This window comes from Photorhabdus asymbiotica (assembly GCF_003634575.1).
GTDB classification, from domain to species: Bacteria; Pseudomonadota; Gammaproteobacteria; order Enterobacterales; family Enterobacteriaceae; genus Photorhabdus; species Photorhabdus asymbiotica.
This window is the reverse complement of sequence record NZ_RBLJ01000004.1, coordinates 84,937-101,697: the sequence shown is the minus strand read 5'-3', so window position 1 is coordinate 101,697 and position 16,761 is coordinate 84,937. Positions and strand designations below refer to the sequence as shown.

The window sequence follows — 16,761 nt, the reverse complement described above, 5'->3', positions numbered from 1 at the left end:
TTCTCCACATTATCATTACTAAGAATTAACATAATCTTACAAAAGCATAGCGTAATTTTTATCGCTTATTTTAAAGCTCATAATAGATAATTTATTTTGTTAAACAAATTAACATTAAAATACTCTATACTCCAATGTAGCTAAATTAAAGGTTTTTACAAACTTTAATTTTGTTTTTAACTTTGATTGAAAACAAAAAATTGGTTATTAATCTCCAAACCTAAACATTAAATTAACATTTGTCATATAAAAAAGTTGGAAATAAAAATGACTATTTCTATTGAAGATCAAAAGATAAATCTCGCATTAAGCTTTATTAGTAGCTCAGGAAGTATATTAACGTACAATCCAGAACCCACTATTGTTGCGGAAAATATTAAAAAGTCATTAGAAAGTAGTAAGATAACAGCAAATAAGTTCTCCATCGTTTGGGGACCTGCTGTTTTCCGTGTCGGTAGTGTTGATGTTAATAAGAAAAAAAGTGTTATAGATAAAAAAGATGATCATGTTTTATTCATTGTGAAAAACCTCAAAACCCCAAATGATTATCGAATTGTTATTCGAGGATCATGGTCCGATGTGAACTGGCGTGATGAAAACTTTAATGTAGGTACAACTGAGAACTGGTCAATTTGGGATACCAAGGCCCCTAAAGATGCTAAAATTTCGAAAGGAACCCACATTGCTTTAGACTATGTTATTAATCAAATAAAAAGTAATAACACACTTGGCTATGGAGAATCACTGATTGATGCAATTGATAAAATTGCTCTGGAAGAGGGAGTAACAAATATTACTCTTACAGGACACAGTTTAGGTGGTGTCTTAGCCTATACTGTTGGCCTGTATTTAAAGAGGCGGTACATTGATAAAGGAAATAATAATATCCGTATTCATGTTTGCACTTCTGCTAACCCAGCTACTGGTAACGATATTTTCGCATCCTATGCTGAATCTGTTTTTAACGGAACATTGGTACCGAGTTATAAAAGTGATTTTCTAAGGATACATAATCGTAAGGATGTCGTTACTTTAGCCTGGCACGTAAAAGGGTTAGAAGAAATTAAGGCTCTTTATCCAATATCATTTTTAGCAGTTAACGGTTTTATCTATCTTGTGAAGGATAAAAATTATACCCACCTTACTCCAGATTTACCTTTTACTGAACCTAATTCAAAACCTTCTCTAGGCTTAATTGACCAGCTCATATTTCAACATATTCATGCCTATGCTAATCAGTATGGTATGGGCTTAGTTTCAGTGAATGATCTTTCTAATCCACCAACTGATCATGATATTGTTGTAATTAATGATGGCCTTTCTCGTAATGTTCGTGAGCTGTTCTCATTTATAGCCCAAGATAGTAACGATACTAAATAAATTTATCGTATTGTCCTTCCACTAATTAAGTCAAGATGGAACCTTATTAAAGGTTCCATTGCAATAATCAGTTCTTACTCAACAATCACGCTAAAGAAATCGCATGTGCTATATCAGCAGATGTTTTCAGTTTCCTTATCTCTTCAAACAGTGTTGCCGCTTCTTTATATTCTTTCCGTAAATAACCAAGCCACTGTTTAATACGGGCAACATGATATTGTCCGGTATCGCCTTGCTTTTCCAATCGAACATATTTTTGCAACAATTGAACAACTTCTTGCCAGTGCATTCTGGGCTCGTTATATTTTACTACCCTGCTCAAATTGGGAACATTAAGCGCTCCGCGTCCAATCATGACAGCATTACAGCCTGTGACATCCATACAATCTTGCGCACTTTGCCAATCCCAAATCTCACCATTGGCAATAACCGGAATAGAAAGACGCCGACGAATTTCACCAATCGCTTGCCAGTTAATGCGTTCCGCTTTATAACCATCCTCTTTAGTCCGCCCATGAATAGTAATTTCTGTTGCACCCGCTTGTTGCACTGCATCAGCAATTTCAAATTGCCGTTCACTACTATCCCAACCCAGGCGAACTTTGACTGTCACAGGCAAATGAGAAGGTACAGCTTCACGCATTGCTTTTGCCCCCTGATAAATCAGTTCCGGATCTTTTAGTAACGTCGCTCCACCGCCGCTACCATTGACCATTTTCGATGGACAACCGCAATTTAAATCAACTCCATAGGACCCTAATTCAACTGCTCGCGCCGCGTTTTCTGCTAGCCATTGTGGATATTGGCCCAAGAGTTGAATCCGTACCAAAGTACCGGATAGTGTCCGACTTTGATTATGTAATTCAGGACAAAGCTTATAAAAAGATTTTACCGGCAACAGGCTATCAACAACCCGCAAGAATTCCGTAATGCACAAATCATATTCATTGATTTCACTCAGGAGTTCTCTGACTAAAGAATCCAACACACCTTCCATCGGAGCCAGTAAAACCCGCATTAATTAACCTCTGATGTTATACCTGTTATCTTTCAAGTTGCCTCTTTGTTGGCTGCACTCACTCACCCCGGTCACATAGTTATCTATGCTCCCGGGGATTCGCTCCCTTGCCGTCGCGATGCACCTTGAAATCTATTGGGTATAGATGCTTTATTTGATACATCGGCACGATTGTGGCTACGCTGACGCGAAGGTGCTCCAGAACGACGATGGCTATTTTTCTGACGATTATCACCACGAGCCTGGCGGCCATTCTGAATAGGTTCAGCTTTGATAGTTGGATCGGGGTCATATCCGGGAATTGCCACACGGGGAATCTCTCGTTTCAACAGACGTTCAATATCTTTCAACAACTTGTGCTCATCAACACATACCAGAGAAAGTGCTTGCCCTGTCGCATCTGCCCGTCCAGTACGACCGATACGGTGAACATAATCCTCAGATACATTAGGCAATTCAAAGTTCACTACATAAGGCAGTTGATCAATATCCAGACCACGAGCAGCGATATCTGTCGCTACCAACACTCTGATCCGACCCTCTTTAAAATCAGCCAGAGCACGAGTTCTTGCTCCCTGACTTTTGTTACCATGAATAGCTGAAGCTGTTACGCCATCCTTATTCAACTGTTCTGCTAAACGGTTCGCTCCGTGTTTGGTACGAGTAAAGACCAAAACCTGCTGCCAATTACGACTGCCAATCAGGAAAGAAAGCAACTCGCCTTTACGCTTTTTATCGACAAAATGGACAAATTGTTCAATCTGTTCAGAAGCAGAGTTACGGCGGGCAACTTCAACACTGACAGGATTATGCAGTAATTTACTCGCTAAGTTTTTGATCTCGTCAGAGAAGGTGGCAGAAAACAGTAAATTTTGCCGTTTCGGTGGTAACTTATTCAATACCCGGCGGATATCATGAATAAAACCCATGTCCAGCATACGATCGGCTTCATCCAATACCAAAATTTCTACCCGCGATAAATCAACCGCATTCTGATGTTCAAGATCCAGTAAACGACCCGGCGTTGCGACCAAAATATCCACACCACCACGCAATTTCATCATCTGAGGATTGATACTAACTCCCCCAAAGACAACCAGAGAACGCAGTCTAAGATATTTGCTGTAATTACGTACATTTTCGCCAACCTGAGCCGCTAGCTCACGGGTTGGTGTCAGAATTAATGCTCTGACTGGCCGGCGTCCTTTCGTTTGAACAGGGGAATTATTTAGCAATTGCAACATCGGTAATGTAAAACCTGCGGTTTTACCCGTGCCTGTTTGAGCGCTAGCTAATAAATCTTTACCTGCTAATACGACAGGGATTGCCTGCTGTTGGATTGGCGTTGGCGCTGAATAACCTTGTTCTTCAATGGCGCACAAGATATCAGCATCTAAGCCGAGTGATTCAAAACTCATAAATAAGAAATACTCCAGACTTCACCATTCCTGAACTACATTCAGGGGCAGTTTTATGGGAAGAAAATCAGACGCGGTAAATACCACAAAGGAAATAACACAAACTGCAATGCACCATATCTGAACTATTATATCAGATATATTTTCTGATGATGCAACTAAAACTACAGGTATTCACCCGGCAGTTTTCATGATCCGTGACATTTTTCTGTAATTTACATTGATTTACTATAAGTATAAGGTTAACCATATGATTGATATTTTGTTTAAGTCTTTTGATTATTTGCAATAGGGCCCATATCCATGTCAGTCAACAACACTCAAACCCCCAGAGGCGAACAGGCAAAACAACAGCTACTTAAAGCAGCTCTTGAGATTTTCGGTAAATCCGGACTTGTTGGAGCAACAACTAGGGAAATAGCATTCCGTGCTCAACAAAACATTTCCTCTATAGCTTATTATTTTGGCTCTAAAGAAGGACTTTATCAGGCGGTGGCCCAATATATTACTGACACAATAAAGACCGAATTTACTGATCTTTTTAAAGAAATTGATGATTTTTTTTCATCATCAACTCCTTATTCACCAGAAAATATACTGAGGCTCATTCATGAAGGATTTCTTGGAATTAATCGTCTGATGATTGAAAAAGAGAGTATCAACATCAGCCTAATAATGGCCAGAGAACAGTTGGCACCAACCGATGCCTATACATTGATCCATGAGCAGGCACTGGCTCCTCTCCACAATAGATTAAATAAATTAATTGCTAATTATATCGGCGCTGATGAACATCAGCTTTCTACTATGCTCCATACACACGCTTTGATGGGTGAAATTCTCTCTTTCCGAATGGCACGGGAAACCTTATTACGCCAGACAAGCTGGAATAATATCGGGCCAGACGAGTACAAACTGATTGATCAAATCCTCATTCAACATATTGACTTATTATTAAACGGACTTAAAAAATACAATTCATACAATTAGAACAATAAGGCATATCATGTACAGCAAAAAACTGGCACTAATAATATTGGTAGTCGCTGTTATTCTTGGCACTATTTTAGGAAGTTACTATTATCAGAGTAAAAGTGATAATACGTTAACACTCTACGGTAATGTAGATATACGCACAGTTAATCTTAGCTTCCGAGTTGGTGGTAAACTTTCCAACCTACACGTTGATGAAGGCGATACTATCACCGCTAATCAGGTGATTGGCCAATTGGACAATATGCCATTCATTAACGCTCTCAATAAAGCAAAAGCCACACGAGACAGTGCTAAAGCGCATCTGGCAATGATGGAATATGGCTATCGTACTGAAGAGATTGCACAAGTGCGCTCGGAAGTTGCACAACGTGAAGCCGCCTGGCGTTTTGCTGATAATTTCCTCAAACGTCAACAAGGTTTATGGCAAAGTAAAGTTATTTCAGCCAACGAATTAGAAGATGCCAAGACTAACCGCAATCAAGCACTAGCCGCTTTACAAGCGGCAAAAGATAAACTGAATCAGTTCCAAGCCGGCTATCGTAAAGAAGAAATTGCAGAAGCCAAAGGCCAACTTGCTCAAGCCGAGGCGGCTGTTGCTCAGGCTGAATTGGACTTACAAGATACTCACCTGACCTCCCCCTCTCCCGGTACCATCCTAACCCGTGCAATTGAGCCAGGAACGATGCTGTCAGCTGGCAATACCGTGTTTACCCTTTCTCTGACTAATCCAGTTTGGGTAAGAGCTTATATCAGTGAAAGCCATCTTGGGCAGGCAACTCCTGGACGTGAAATCTTACTCTACACTGACAGCCGTAAAGATAAACCTTATCACGGTAAAATTGGTTTTATTTCGCCAACGGCTGAATTTACGCCAAAAAATGTCGAGACACCCGATCTGCGAACCGATCTGGTCTATCGGTTACGCATTATTGTTACCGACCCAGATGATGCTCTGCGTCAAGGTATGCCAATTACCTTGCATTTTCCTGACTCAGACAAATAAGGCGCTGTCATGAACAGCTCTGCATATACGATAACGTTGGAAAAAGTAGAGAAAACTTTTCCCGGCCTGAATAATCCTGCGGTATCCAGCCTGACGGCCGAGATTTACGGTGGCTCTGTCACCGGACTCGTAGGACCCGATGGCGCGGGCAAAACCACACTGATACGTATGCTAGCTGGCCTATTAAAGCCAGATAGCGGTTCTATTGAAATAATGGGACTTGATCCGATTAAAAATGGCGTAGAAGTACGATTTGAATTGGGTTATATGCCACAGAAATTTGGCCTGTATGAAGATCTGACCGTATTAGAAAACCTGAATTTGTACGCAGACCTACGCGGGGTACTGGGTAACGAGCGTAAAGAAACCTACGAGCAATTGCTCGCTTTCACTGACCTTACCCGTTTTACAGAACGGCTGGCCGGGAAGCTTTCAGGAGGTATGAAGCAAAAATTGGGGCTAGCCTGCACACTACTTGGTAAACCCAAAGTGCTACTATTGGACGAACCCGGAGTTGGCGTTGATCCGATAGCCCGCCGCGAACTCTGGAGAATGGTTCACGAACTGGCAGATGATGGCATGCTGATCCTCTGGAGTACTTCCTATTTGGATGAAGCTGAGCGATGCCGTGATGTCCTGTTACTCAATCAAGGAAAATTGCTCTATAGTGGGCAACCGCAGAAATTAACCCAAAAGATGTCCGGGCGTTCTTTCTTGCTCGGTACTAAACAGGACTCCCGCCGAAAAACACTGCAACACGCCCTTACCCTACCACTGGTAACAGATGGTGTGATTCAGGGCAAATATGTGCGTCTTATCCTTAAACCTGATGCTTCCCCACAAGTGCTGCTTAGCCAGCTTGAGCTACCTGATGCTGAAATTATTAAAACTGCTCCCCGCTTTGAAGATGCTTTTATAGACTTACTCGGTGGCGGCCCTGCCCGCTACTCAGAACTGGCAGAAATCATGCCGCAGATTGACGTCAACCCTACAGAAACAGTAATTGAAGCACAGGATTTAACCAAAAAATTTGGCGATTTTGCTGCTACTGACCACGTCGATTTTCAAGTAAAACGTGGAGAAATCTTTGGCCTGCTTGGTCCGAACGGCGCGGGTAAATCCACTACGTTTAAGATGATGTGCGGGCTCATGGTACCGACTGGCGGTAAAGCGCTGGTATTAGGAATGGATCTGAAGATCAGTTTCGGGAAAGCCCGTCAACATCTGGGTTACATGGCGCAGAAATTTTCACTATATGGCAACCTGACCGTTGAACAAAACCTAAAATTCTTTTCAGGCATTTATGGCTTACGTGGACGTAAACAAAAAGAAAAAATTGATGGTATGGTCGATGCTTTCAATCTCAAATCAGTTTTACATCAGACGACCGACGAATTGCCACTGGGGTATAAACAACGCCTTGCCCTATCCTGTGCACTCATGCATGAGCCAGATATTTTATTTCTGGATGAACCAACTTCGGGTGTTGATCCGCAGATACGGCGTGAATTCTGGTTGCACATCAACGGCATGGTAGATAAAGGCGTTACCGTTATGGTTACCACTCACTTTATGGACGAAGCAGAATATTGTGACCGAATAGGGCTAATATTCCGCGGTAAACTGATTGCCGCCGGAACGCCAGATGATTTGAAACAGCAAGTCGCTACTGACGAAAACCCTGACCCATCAATGGAACAAGCATTTATTGATCTGGTCATTAATTATGATGAGGAGCCGCAATGAACCTAAAGCAGCATACTCCACAAAAAGCGGTTCACTTCTCCTGGCGGCGATTAAAAGCACTCTGTGTAAAAGAAACCAAACAGATCTTACGTGATCCCACCAGCGGGTTAATTTCTATTGTCATTCCACTGATTCTGCTATTTATCTTCGGATACGGTATTAATCTCGACTCCAGTACAGTTCGTATTGGTATTCTGGTGGAACAGCAAAGTAAAGATGCCCGTGAGCTAATACATGCTTTTGCCGGTTCACCATACATTGAACCCAAAATCAGCGATAATCGTCAGCAATTAATTAATATGATGCAATCAGGAGAAATACGCGGACTAATTGTTATTCCGGTGAATTTCGATGCTCAACTTGCCCGCCCTGATGGTAAAGCACAAATCCAAGTCATTACTGATGGTAGTGAACCCAATACCGCAAGCTTTGTACAAAGTTATGCCAAAGGAATATGGCAGATTTGGCTGCAACAAAAGGGGCAGGATCAGGGAAACTCTGCGACTCCATTAATTGATATGCAAGTCCGTTATTGGTTTAACCCAGCAACAGTCAGCCAGCATTTCATTATTCCCGGCGCAATAACCATTATCATCACCGTCATTGGAGCAATCCTGACGTCATTAGTCGTTGCGCGGGAATGGGAACGCGGCACAATGGAAGCTCTGCTCTCCACTCAAATTACCCGCACCGAACTACTACTTTCCAAACTCTTGCCTTACCAAGTACTGGGATCTCTCGCCATGGTGCTCTGTATGCTAGTGTCAGTATTCATATTGGGCGTACCATTCCGAGGCTCACTGTGGATATTGTCTGCAATTACCAGCCTCTATCTGGCTACTGCGCTTGGTATCGGGCTGTTAATCTCCACCATTACACGTAATCAGTTTAATGCGGCAATGATCGCGTTGAATGTCGCTTTTCTGCCTGCCATTATGCTTTCTGGCTTTATTTTCGAAATAAACAGCATGCCTGCATTTATTCAAGTAGTAACCTATTTCATCCCTGCTCGTTATTTTGTCAGCAGCCTGCATACCCTCTTTCTGGCTGGAAATATCAGCACGGTGTTGATGATAAACCTGCTACTACTCATTGCCTCTGCGGTGTTATTTATTGGTCTGACTGCATGGAAAACTCGACGTCGTTTGGATTAGAAAGGAACTGTCATGTTTTATCGTCTTTACACACTGATTATTAAAGAATTACAGTCTCTGCTCAGAGATCCTCAGACACGAGCTATATTGGTTATGCCGGTTATCTTTCAGATGATCCTATTCCCACTATCAGCAACGCTTGATGTAACTAACGCGACTATTGCTATTTTTGATGAAGACAAAGGCAAAGCTGCCATTGAACTCACTCAGCGGTTAGCAAAATCCAAAGCATTTCCTGATGTGATATTGCTGACTCACTCACAAGAAATACAGTCAGTCATCGATCACCAAAAAGCCTTATTAGTGGTACATTTCCCTCAAGATTTCAGCTCTAAGATTGCCAGCCATGACCCTGTTTCTCTCCAGGTATTGCTAGATGGGCGTAACTCAAACAGCGCTCAAATTGCTGCAAGTTATATCCAGGAAATTGTCATGCACTATCAACAAGAGCTAACGGGTAATATACCAAAAGCCAATAATAGTGAGTTGGTGATCCGCAACTGGTATAACCCTAATCTCGATTATAAATGGTTCGTCGTACCGTCTTTAGTTGCACTGATTACCACGGTCGGGATATTAACTGTCACTGCATTGTCAATTGCTCGTGAAAGAGAACAGGGGACATTGGATCAATTGCTGGTTTCACCAATGACCACTTGGCAAATTTTTATTGGTAAAGCTGTTCCTGCTGTAGTTGTGGCTACTTTTCAGGCAACCTTAGTTTTGGCTATTGGTATCTTCTGCTATCAAATTCCATTTTCTGGCTCCCTATCGCTGTTTTACTGCTCTATGCTGATATACAGTTTATCGCTGGTGGGATTTGGCCTACTAATATCTTCTCTTTGTTACACTCAGCAACAAGCGTTTATTGGCGTATTTGTCTTTATCATGCCTGCTATTTTAATCTCCGGTTATATTTCCCCGGTTGAAAATATGCCTGGATGGTTACAAGATCTCACCTGGATTAATCCTATCTGGCATTTTAATGACATAACCAAGCAAATTTATCTCAAAGACGCCAATTTTACTGTTATCTGGAGAAGTCTATGGCCTCTCCTTGCACTCACTGCCACAACTGGCAACCTCGCCTATTGGTTATTTCGACGGAAAATTGCCTAAGTCAAAAAATAGAAATGAAATATGTAACCTACCACCAAAATATCGGTGGTAGACACCTGTAACATTACGAACAATCAGAGTATACCCGTCATCTTTCAAGTTGCCTCTTTGTTGGCTGCACTCGCTCACCCCGGTCACATAGTTATCTATGCTCCCGGGGATTCACTCCCTTGCCGTCGCGATGCATCTTGAAATCCATAGGGTATATTTTTATACCCTTCATCCTTCAAGTTGCTGCTTTGTTGGCTGCTTTCACTCACCCCAGTCACATAGTTATCTATGCTCCTGGGGATTCGTTCACTTGCCGTCGCGCTGCAACTCGAAATCTATTGGGTATATAATGATCATTTCTCAGATTTTTTATTAATTTTATAAAACAGAAATAGTGAAAATGATGATAATACTATTATCGTTAAAGGAAGCAGATAAGATTCTTTATATGAAAAAAGACCGGTTATACCACCAACAAACGCGGCTATGATTTGATGAATAAAACCAATTAATGCCATCACAGAAGAACCTGTTATAAAGGTTTTATCTGAGGCAATAGATAAACTGATCGGGTAGTTTATTGCTTGCCCAAGAACAACTAAGAAATAAGCACTATATAGTATTATCTCCAGAATTCCCCCCACAATACTCCCAACAAACATAACTACACCACCAATAAGAATTAAAATTACTCCTATTTTCATCAGATTAGATCTACCGCAATATACTATGTATCGATTTAAAATTATCGTTCCAAGTAAATAAGATATACTGATTGGAATTCCTATAATACCATATTGGCTTTCTGACCAACCAAAATTAAACTTAAAAATCAATGGAGCCATAATATTAAATGATATAATTGCACCATAGCCAATTCCACCAATGAAAACTGCATAGATATAATGTTTATTTTTTAACAGATTGATATAGTTATATACTGAATTTTCTTCATTTTTACTATGATTATATTTTTTTGTTGGCAACAATAACATTGACATTAATGATCCCAAAGCCAAAATATAAAATATATATTTCCATCCCAAAATGGTCAGTATAACAGAACCTATTGATTGCCCAATTCCCAAAGAAATGACAAATGCTATCGATAAGTAAGATAATGCTTTTGCCAACTCATCTCCTCTAAAATTATCACGCAAAATTGATCGGGCAATAACAGAAACTCCACCGGCTCCAACTCCCTGAAAAAATCTAATTAAAATCAAAGAATAAATATTAGTTGATAGCGTTACACCAACACTACATGCAAATAATATAATAAGAGCAAAAAACATTGATTTCTTTTCCCCAAAAAAATCATATATTCCGCCCCACACCAGCATTAATGAAGCCATTCCAATTAAGTATGATGAAAGCATCCATGAAATATGGTTTATATTTAAGTGTAAGTCTGATGCGATTTCAGGTACAGCAGGGAGATATATGGTCATACCAAGTTGGGCTATAAAAATGGATATACATGGTATTAATAATAAACTTTTTTTCATTTTTATTAACCGATGATTGTATTATACACTTGGGAAAATAATTTTAATGAGAAGACTTAATATGGGGTATGAGATCGTTATCCCTTCCCCCACAACAAAATTATCTTCTTTACGCTACACTTATTGGGGAATTTAAAGTGGCACTCTCTTGATATAAAGATTCTCTTAAGAAATCAGTGATTAAATAACAAAATCGTTTAATTAAATCACTATCCATGTCAGCTCTGAGAGTCACTCTAATTGCAGCCCGCCCTTGAGGAACGACAGGGAAAAAAACCGATGATGTAAAAAAGCCATTTTCAGCTAAAAATGCAGCCGTTTTATTTGCCAACGAAGCATCACCACATTGAATTAATCGTATTGCAGTCAAACTGCCAAGTTGATCTGTAGTTATTAAACTGTCAAATAATTGTATATTTTTTTTCAATTTTTCCTGAAGCTCTTTAAACTCAGGCTTGTAATGTATCCTAATTGAAGCTCTTCCAGCCCCTATTGCTGCTGAATTTAAGCTCTGAGACCAATTACTCGGGCCACCATAACGATGAATAAGTTTCTTTTGATTACGGCTCCCCAACATAACTAAACCACCACTGGCTGCAAATGATTTAGCCAAAGAAGCAACGATAATGCTGGTCTCATCCAGATCCTTAATATATGACCTGATATATCCACAACCTTTATCTCCTATAGCAGATAAAGCATGTGAATCATCCAAGTAGGTGAATAACCCATACCGTTCTTTTAAATACATTATTGAACTTATGTCAGCAACACCTCCCATACTGTATAGACCATCTGCCACATAAACTACTTTCTTATGTCTTTTACATATATCTTCAAGATAACCCATATCATTATGTGGGATTGTTATCACATCTGTTTCATCAGCGCATGACGGTTTTAAATGATTCATAGAATAATGAGAATATTTGTCAAATACCATAACCGGGTTTACGTTGCCAGTGAAAACACCCGATGCAAGTAAAGGCAATATACCTGAACTTGCAGAACTACATGATAATGTACTTAAACATTCGGCATTAAATAACGCTGACAATTCCTGTTCATAATTTTCCAAAATGGAAAGTTTACATCTATTCTTCGAGTTAGGTATACGAAGTGACCCTGTTTCTTTTATCGCGTCTATAGCACCATTTAATATATCGTTATGATAATCCAGACCAAGATATGATGTAGTACAGAAATGATGAAAATCTCGACCATATTGGTCTGTCATATAATTTATACCAGATACTTTCACATCTAAGCCTGATATCTTATTATTTTCTGCATTTTCCCAATCATTTTCTGAGATGCTAATAACTTTCTTATAATTTATAAATTTATTATTATTCATGTAATAAACCCCATTGAATTCCCTTGTGAGAATATCGGAATCATGACTTCTATGTAACAAAATTTACCTTTGCAGCAATTTATATTCTCATGAAAAAAATCAGAAATCAATTAATCACAAATAATTTATATGAAAAAATATATTAACCATTGCAATTACATTACTTATTTAATAATAACAAAACATTATTATACTTGCAGTAATGATACCTCAGTAAATATGAATTATGTGGAGTGAATCCACCTTAAAAATATGCTTCATAAACGTTTATCACCATCGATAACTAAATGAATTTAAGAGAATCACTAAGCATAAATAATAACTAGTCTTGTTATTCAGATATTATTAATTCAATAAATACTCTTTTTGATATAACGTCAGCACAATTCACAAAAATATAATCGTGAATTTTTAGACCAATAAAGCGATATAATTCTTCGTTATTAGAAAATAAATCTATACTCTTCATCTTTCAAGCTGCTGCTTTGTTGGCTGCGTTCACTTACCCCAGTCACATAGTTATCTATGCTCCTGGGGATGCGTTCACTTGCCGCCGCGCTGCAACTTGAAATCCATAGGGTATAAAACTCAGTGTAATTAAAGTTATTTTAACTACACTGAAGATATTAATTAACGGCGATCGCCAAAAATACGCAGCAGCATTAAGAACATATTAATGAAGTCGAGATACAGGGTCAGTGCGCCAACAATAGAGAATTTACGCAAATTCTCTTTATCATTCACATCCAGATCTTCACCCATCTCTTTCAGTTTCTGAGTGTCGTAAGCAGTCAAACCCGCAAAAATAACTACACCAATATAGGTTACAGCCCACATCAACGCTTCACTCTTTAACCAGAAGTTAATCAGAGAAGCCAAAATAATGCCGCTCAACCCCATAAATAAGAAGCTACCAAGGCCACTCAGGCTACGTTTGGTGGTATAGCCGTAAAAACTCAGCGCACCAAACATCCCCGCAGTCACGACAAAAGTACTAGCAATGGAGCCGGTAGTATAGACAACGAAAATACTGGAAAGCGTTAAGCCAGTCAGGGCTGAATAGAGCATAAACAACCCTGTGGCTAACGAAGCTCCCATGCGATTAATCATACCTGAGAGGACGAAAACCAAGCCAAACTGAGCAATAATCAACCCATAGAATAATATTGAGTTTGAAAAAATATATAAAACAACTGCCTGATTTTGTGACACATACCAAGCCACAAACGCCGTTAATAACAGACCACAAGTCATCCAACCATAAACCTGGGCCATATAAGCTTGCAGTCCGGTTCCCGCCTGTTGGATTATCGAACCATTTGAGCGTGGATATCTATCCATAACGCTTACCTTTTATGACAATGTTTAAAGATTCAGGCTGTTGAATAGCAACAACCCATTCAAGTTTTATACATTATCACAGAATATAATCAAAACAATTAACCATTCAATAATTACTTGTATAGTAGTTTGTTTACCTCATCAGTTTTCGAAGCGTTTCGCAAAAATAGGAATGTAGTTTCATAACCAACGTCTCGCTGCTTCCTGATCGCTTTCACGGGATTCAACCCAACGCTCACCATCCGGCAAGAACTCTTTTTTCCAGAAAGGTGCCTTTGTCTTTAAGTAATCCATAATAAATTCAGCGGCATCAAAAGCCATGCTACGATGCGCACTAGTGACACCAACAAACACAATTTCATCACCAGGATAAAGCGCACCTACCCGATGGATAATACTGATTCGCTGCAATGGCCAGCGACTGCGTGCTTCAACGACAATATTCCGTAGCACTTTTTCCGTCATTCCGGGATAGTGTTCCAGCCTCAATCCACTTACCCTATCCCCCAAATTATGATTACGAACTTTACCCGTGAAAGTGACGATCGCACCGTCTTCATCACATTGAGAAAGCCACTCGTACTCATCCCCTACATTGAAATTTTCCAAACCAACAAAAATACGGGTGTTTTCCATTAATCACCCCCCCGTCACTGGCGGGAAAAAAGCCACTTCATCACCATCCTGCAATGGATGTTCACCATGAACAAAAGATTGATTTACGGCTGACAGCAGTTTTCCATCTTCCAGCGCCAAGGCCCAACGTTCTCCTTTCGATATTAATGCATTCCTTAAACTATCAACGGTTATGTAACTATTATCTAAATCCAGTGAATCAGTACCTACCAGCTCACGTATTTGAGCAAAAAACAGGACCTTTATCATTATTCCACCTTAAAATGGCCTAATTTACCGCCTATTTTCTCGAGCAAACGAACTGGCCCAATAACCATATCTTTCTGTACCGCTTTGCACATATCGTAAATTGTCAAAGCCGCGACTGATGCCGCTGTCAGTGCCTCCATTTCAACGCCAGTTTTCCCCGTCAGACGACAACAGGATTCAATTCTCACCCGGTTATATTCTGTCTGGGCTTCTAGCATGATTTCTACTTTAGTTAGCGATAATGGATGACATAGCGGGATTAATTCCCATGTGCGCTTTGCCGCCTGAATACCCGCAATTCGGGCAGTTGCAAATACATCACCTTTATGGTGACTACCCTCTATAATCATTGCCAATGTTTCTGGCCTCATTTCAACAAAAGCTTCTGCCCGAGCCTCGCGTGACGTTTCCGCTTTCGCAGAAATATCAACCATATGGGCTTCACCGGTAGAATTAATGTGAGTCAATTGGGACATTACTCGCTCCTGAAAAAAACAATATAAAGATAGTCAACTAACCGCCGATGACAGAAAGATTTGGCGTGATACCGCTGTCACCTTGATGAAGAAAATGGGTTTCCCGTTTATAGCGTAACCCGCCCTGAATACGCAATTTCAGATCATCCAGTTGTTCTTCACTCGATAACAAATCACGCAGTGGTATTCCTTGTTCACCAAACAGGCATAAGTGAAGATTACCTATTGCGGAAACACGTAGGCGATTACAGCTTTGGCAGAAATTTTTTTCATAAGGCATAATCAGACCAATTTCCCCCTGATAATCAGGATGGCTGAAAACCTGAGCCGGACCATCACTACGTGAGCGTTGAAGTTGATACCAGCCATTGTGTAACAAACGCTCACGAATTGTTTCACCCGAAATATGGTATTTTCGAAATACTTCACCACCATCACCGGTTTCCATCAATTCGATAAACCGCAATTGAATTGGGCGATCTTTTATCCAATGCAAGAAAGCTGGCAGACTGATGTCATTAACATTTTTCATCAGCACCACATTGACTTTCACCTTACTGAAACCCGCTTCAAATGCTGCATCAATTCCGCCCATCACCTGAAAAAATTTATCCTGTCCGGTAATCGCATGAAACTGGCGAGGATCAAGTGAATCCATACTGACATTCACCGCAGTTAAGCCAGCCTCTTTCCACTTAGCAACATCCCGTTCCATCCGGTAACCGTTAGTCGTTACAGCAAGAGTTTTAATCAACTCATTTTCACGTATAACAGAAATAATATCGGTAAAATCACGGCGCATGGTCGGTTCGCCCCCCGTCAAACGGATTTTCTCTGTACCAAGAGCAGCAAACGCCCGGCCAACCAGACGGATTTCAGATAATGTCAAAAAGGAGTGATGTCCACGGGGTTTATAACCTTCCGGCAGGCAATAAGTGCACCGGAAATTACATACATCGGTAATTGATAGCCTCAAATAGTAAAATTTGCGGGCAAAAGTATCTATGAGTTGTTCCACAATAACACCTTTCCAAACATGGGAGACGCAGGCATTTCTGCCTCACATCTTGGTGACTCAGTGGTCACGGCCAAAGCATCATATCGCTGTGCAAAACGGTGACTTAGATGCAGAGGCTAGGAGTTAAATTTCAACACCTATGATTTAGCGTAAAACGGCATTCCAATACAAATTCTAGCGCTTAAAAAAGGAAAACGCGAATATCCACATTCGTTATATAATTTACTATACAATGACTTAGCAAACATAAGAACAAATAATGGACAACCATCTGGTCATTGATAAAAACATTATATTTAATAAAAACATTGTGTTAAATCACGACACAGATTCAGTTAATCGTGTTTTATA

General features: G+C 40.2%; 17 protein-coding genes and 1 riboswitch. Of the genes, 6 read left to right on the top strand and 11 right to left on the bottom strand.

Going from position 1 to position 16,761, the window contains the following annotated elements; translation table 11 throughout:
* Positions 1 to 267: 267 nt before the first annotated feature.
* Complete coding sequence (locus BDD30_RS16320) at positions 268 to 1,380, top strand: lipase family protein (RefSeq protein ID WP_015835049.1); 1,113 nt, start codon at positions 268 to 270, stop codon at positions 1,378 to 1,380.
* A gap of 85 nt (positions 1,381 to 1,465) precedes the next feature.
* Here BDD30_RS16320 and dusC read toward each other — a convergent pair whose 3' ends face one another.
* Together dusC and rhlE are read right to left on the bottom strand one after the other, a co-directional pair.
* On the bottom strand, positions 1,466 to 2,398 hold the full coding sequence (gene dusC / locus BDD30_RS16315) for a tRNA dihydrouridine(16) synthase DusC (RefSeq protein WP_015835050.1): 933 nt from the start codon (positions 2,396 to 2,398) through the stop codon (positions 1,466 to 1,468).
* An 83-nt stretch (positions 2,399 to 2,481) separates the two neighbouring features.
* Entirely contained in the window at positions 2,482 to 3,816 is a 1,335-nt protein-coding gene (gene rhlE / locus BDD30_RS16310; protein WP_015835051.1) for an ATP-dependent RNA helicase RhlE, read from the bottom strand.
* Between the two features lie 303 nt (positions 3,817 to 4,119).
* Between rhlE and BDD30_RS16305 the strand changes: the two genes are divergently transcribed.
* The 5 genes from BDD30_RS16305 to BDD30_RS16285 are packed head-to-tail and all read left to right on the top strand — an operon-like array spanning position 4,120 to position 9,834.
* Positions 4,120 to 4,806 (top strand): transcriptional regulator, encoded by a 687-nt coding sequence (locus BDD30_RS16305; RefSeq protein ID WP_015835052.1) that lies wholly within the window; start codon positions 4,120 to 4,122, stop codon positions 4,804 to 4,806.
* Positions 4,807 to 4,822: 16 nt separating this feature from the next.
* Positions 4,823 to 5,815, top strand: a complete 993-nt coding sequence (gene hlyD, locus BDD30_RS16300; RefSeq protein ID WP_015835053.1) for a secretion protein HlyD — start codon at positions 4,823 to 4,825, stop codon at positions 5,813 to 5,815.
* A gap of 9 nt (positions 5,816 to 5,824) precedes the next feature.
* Positions 5,825 to 7,561 carry an ATP-binding cassette domain-containing protein gene (locus tag BDD30_RS16295; protein ID WP_015835054.1) on the top strand — a complete coding sequence of 579 codons (1,737 nt, stop codon included), beginning with the start codon at positions 5,825 to 5,827 and terminating at the stop codon, positions 7,559 to 7,561.
* The gene (locus BDD30_RS16290; RefSeq protein ID WP_015835055.1) at positions 7,558 to 8,715 is read left to right on the top strand and encodes an ABC transporter permease; all 1,158 of its coding nucleotides are present in this window, start codon (positions 7,558 to 7,560) and stop codon (positions 8,713 to 8,715) included. The genes BDD30_RS16295 and BDD30_RS16290 overlap by 4 nt, the downstream gene beginning before the upstream one ends.
* Before the next feature lie 12 nt (positions 8,716 to 8,727).
* Entirely contained in the window at positions 8,728 to 9,834 is a 1,107-nt protein-coding gene (locus tag BDD30_RS16285; RefSeq protein WP_015835056.1) for an ABC transporter permease, read from the top strand.
* Here the strand turns inward: BDD30_RS16285 and BDD30_RS23710 are convergent.
* From BDD30_RS23710 to moaA, 9 genes are all read right to left on the bottom strand, one after another.
* A complete protein-coding gene (locus BDD30_RS23710) occupies positions 9,811 to 9,972 on the bottom strand; it encodes a hypothetical protein (RefSeq protein ID WP_170152967.1) in 162 nt (53 codons plus the stop codon). The two genes, BDD30_RS16285 and BDD30_RS23710, sit on opposite strands and share 24 nt — an antisense overlap.
* An 8-nt stretch (positions 9,973 to 9,980) precedes the next feature.
* Positions 9,981 to 10,103: a hypothetical protein gene (locus BDD30_RS24755; RefSeq protein WP_282958048.1), complete on the bottom strand. Its 123-nt coding sequence runs from the start codon at positions 10,101 to 10,103 to the stop codon at positions 9,981 to 9,983.
* 75 nt (positions 10,104 to 10,178) lie between these two features.
* A complete protein-coding gene (locus BDD30_RS16280) occupies positions 10,179 to 11,333 on the bottom strand; it encodes an MFS transporter (protein WP_015835057.1) in 1,155 nt (384 codons plus the stop codon).
* Positions 11,334 to 11,442: 109 nt separating this feature from the next.
* Complete coding sequence (locus BDD30_RS16275) at positions 11,443 to 12,690, bottom strand: 8-amino-7-oxononanoate synthase family protein (RefSeq protein ID WP_049795210.1); 1,248 nt, start codon at positions 12,688 to 12,690, stop codon at positions 11,443 to 11,445.
* A 630-nt stretch (positions 12,691 to 13,320) separates the two neighbouring features.
* Entirely contained in the window at positions 13,321 to 14,031 is a 711-nt protein-coding gene (locus tag BDD30_RS16270; protein ID WP_015835059.1) for a Bax inhibitor-1/YccA family protein, read from the bottom strand.
* Between the two features lie 180 nt (positions 14,032 to 14,211).
* Complete coding sequence (moaE, locus tag BDD30_RS16265; RefSeq protein ID WP_015835060.1) at positions 14,212 to 14,667, bottom strand: molybdopterin synthase catalytic subunit MoaE; 456 nt, start codon at positions 14,665 to 14,667, stop codon at positions 14,212 to 14,214.
* A 3-nt stretch (positions 14,668 to 14,670) separates the two neighbouring features.
* The gene (gene moaD / locus BDD30_RS16260) at positions 14,671 to 14,916 is read right to left on the bottom strand and encodes a molybdopterin synthase sulfur carrier subunit (RefSeq protein ID WP_015835061.1); all 246 of its coding nucleotides are present in this window, start codon (positions 14,914 to 14,916) and stop codon (positions 14,671 to 14,673) included.
* A complete protein-coding gene (moaC, locus tag BDD30_RS16255; RefSeq protein ID WP_015835062.1) occupies positions 14,916 to 15,392 on the bottom strand; it encodes a cyclic pyranopterin monophosphate synthase MoaC in 477 nt (158 codons plus the stop codon). Before moaC ends, moaD begins: the two co-directional genes overlap by 1 nt.
* Before the next feature lie 37 nt (positions 15,393 to 15,429).
* Positions 15,430 to 16,410: a GTP 3',8-cyclase MoaA gene (moaA, locus tag BDD30_RS16250; RefSeq protein WP_015835063.1), complete on the bottom strand. Its 981-nt coding sequence runs from the start codon at positions 16,408 to 16,410 to the stop codon at positions 15,430 to 15,432.
* Positions 16,400 to 16,545: riboswitch (molybdenum cofactor riboswitch) on the bottom strand. (Overlaps the previous gene by 11 nt.)
* Positions 16,546 to 16,761: the final 216 nt, after the last annotated feature.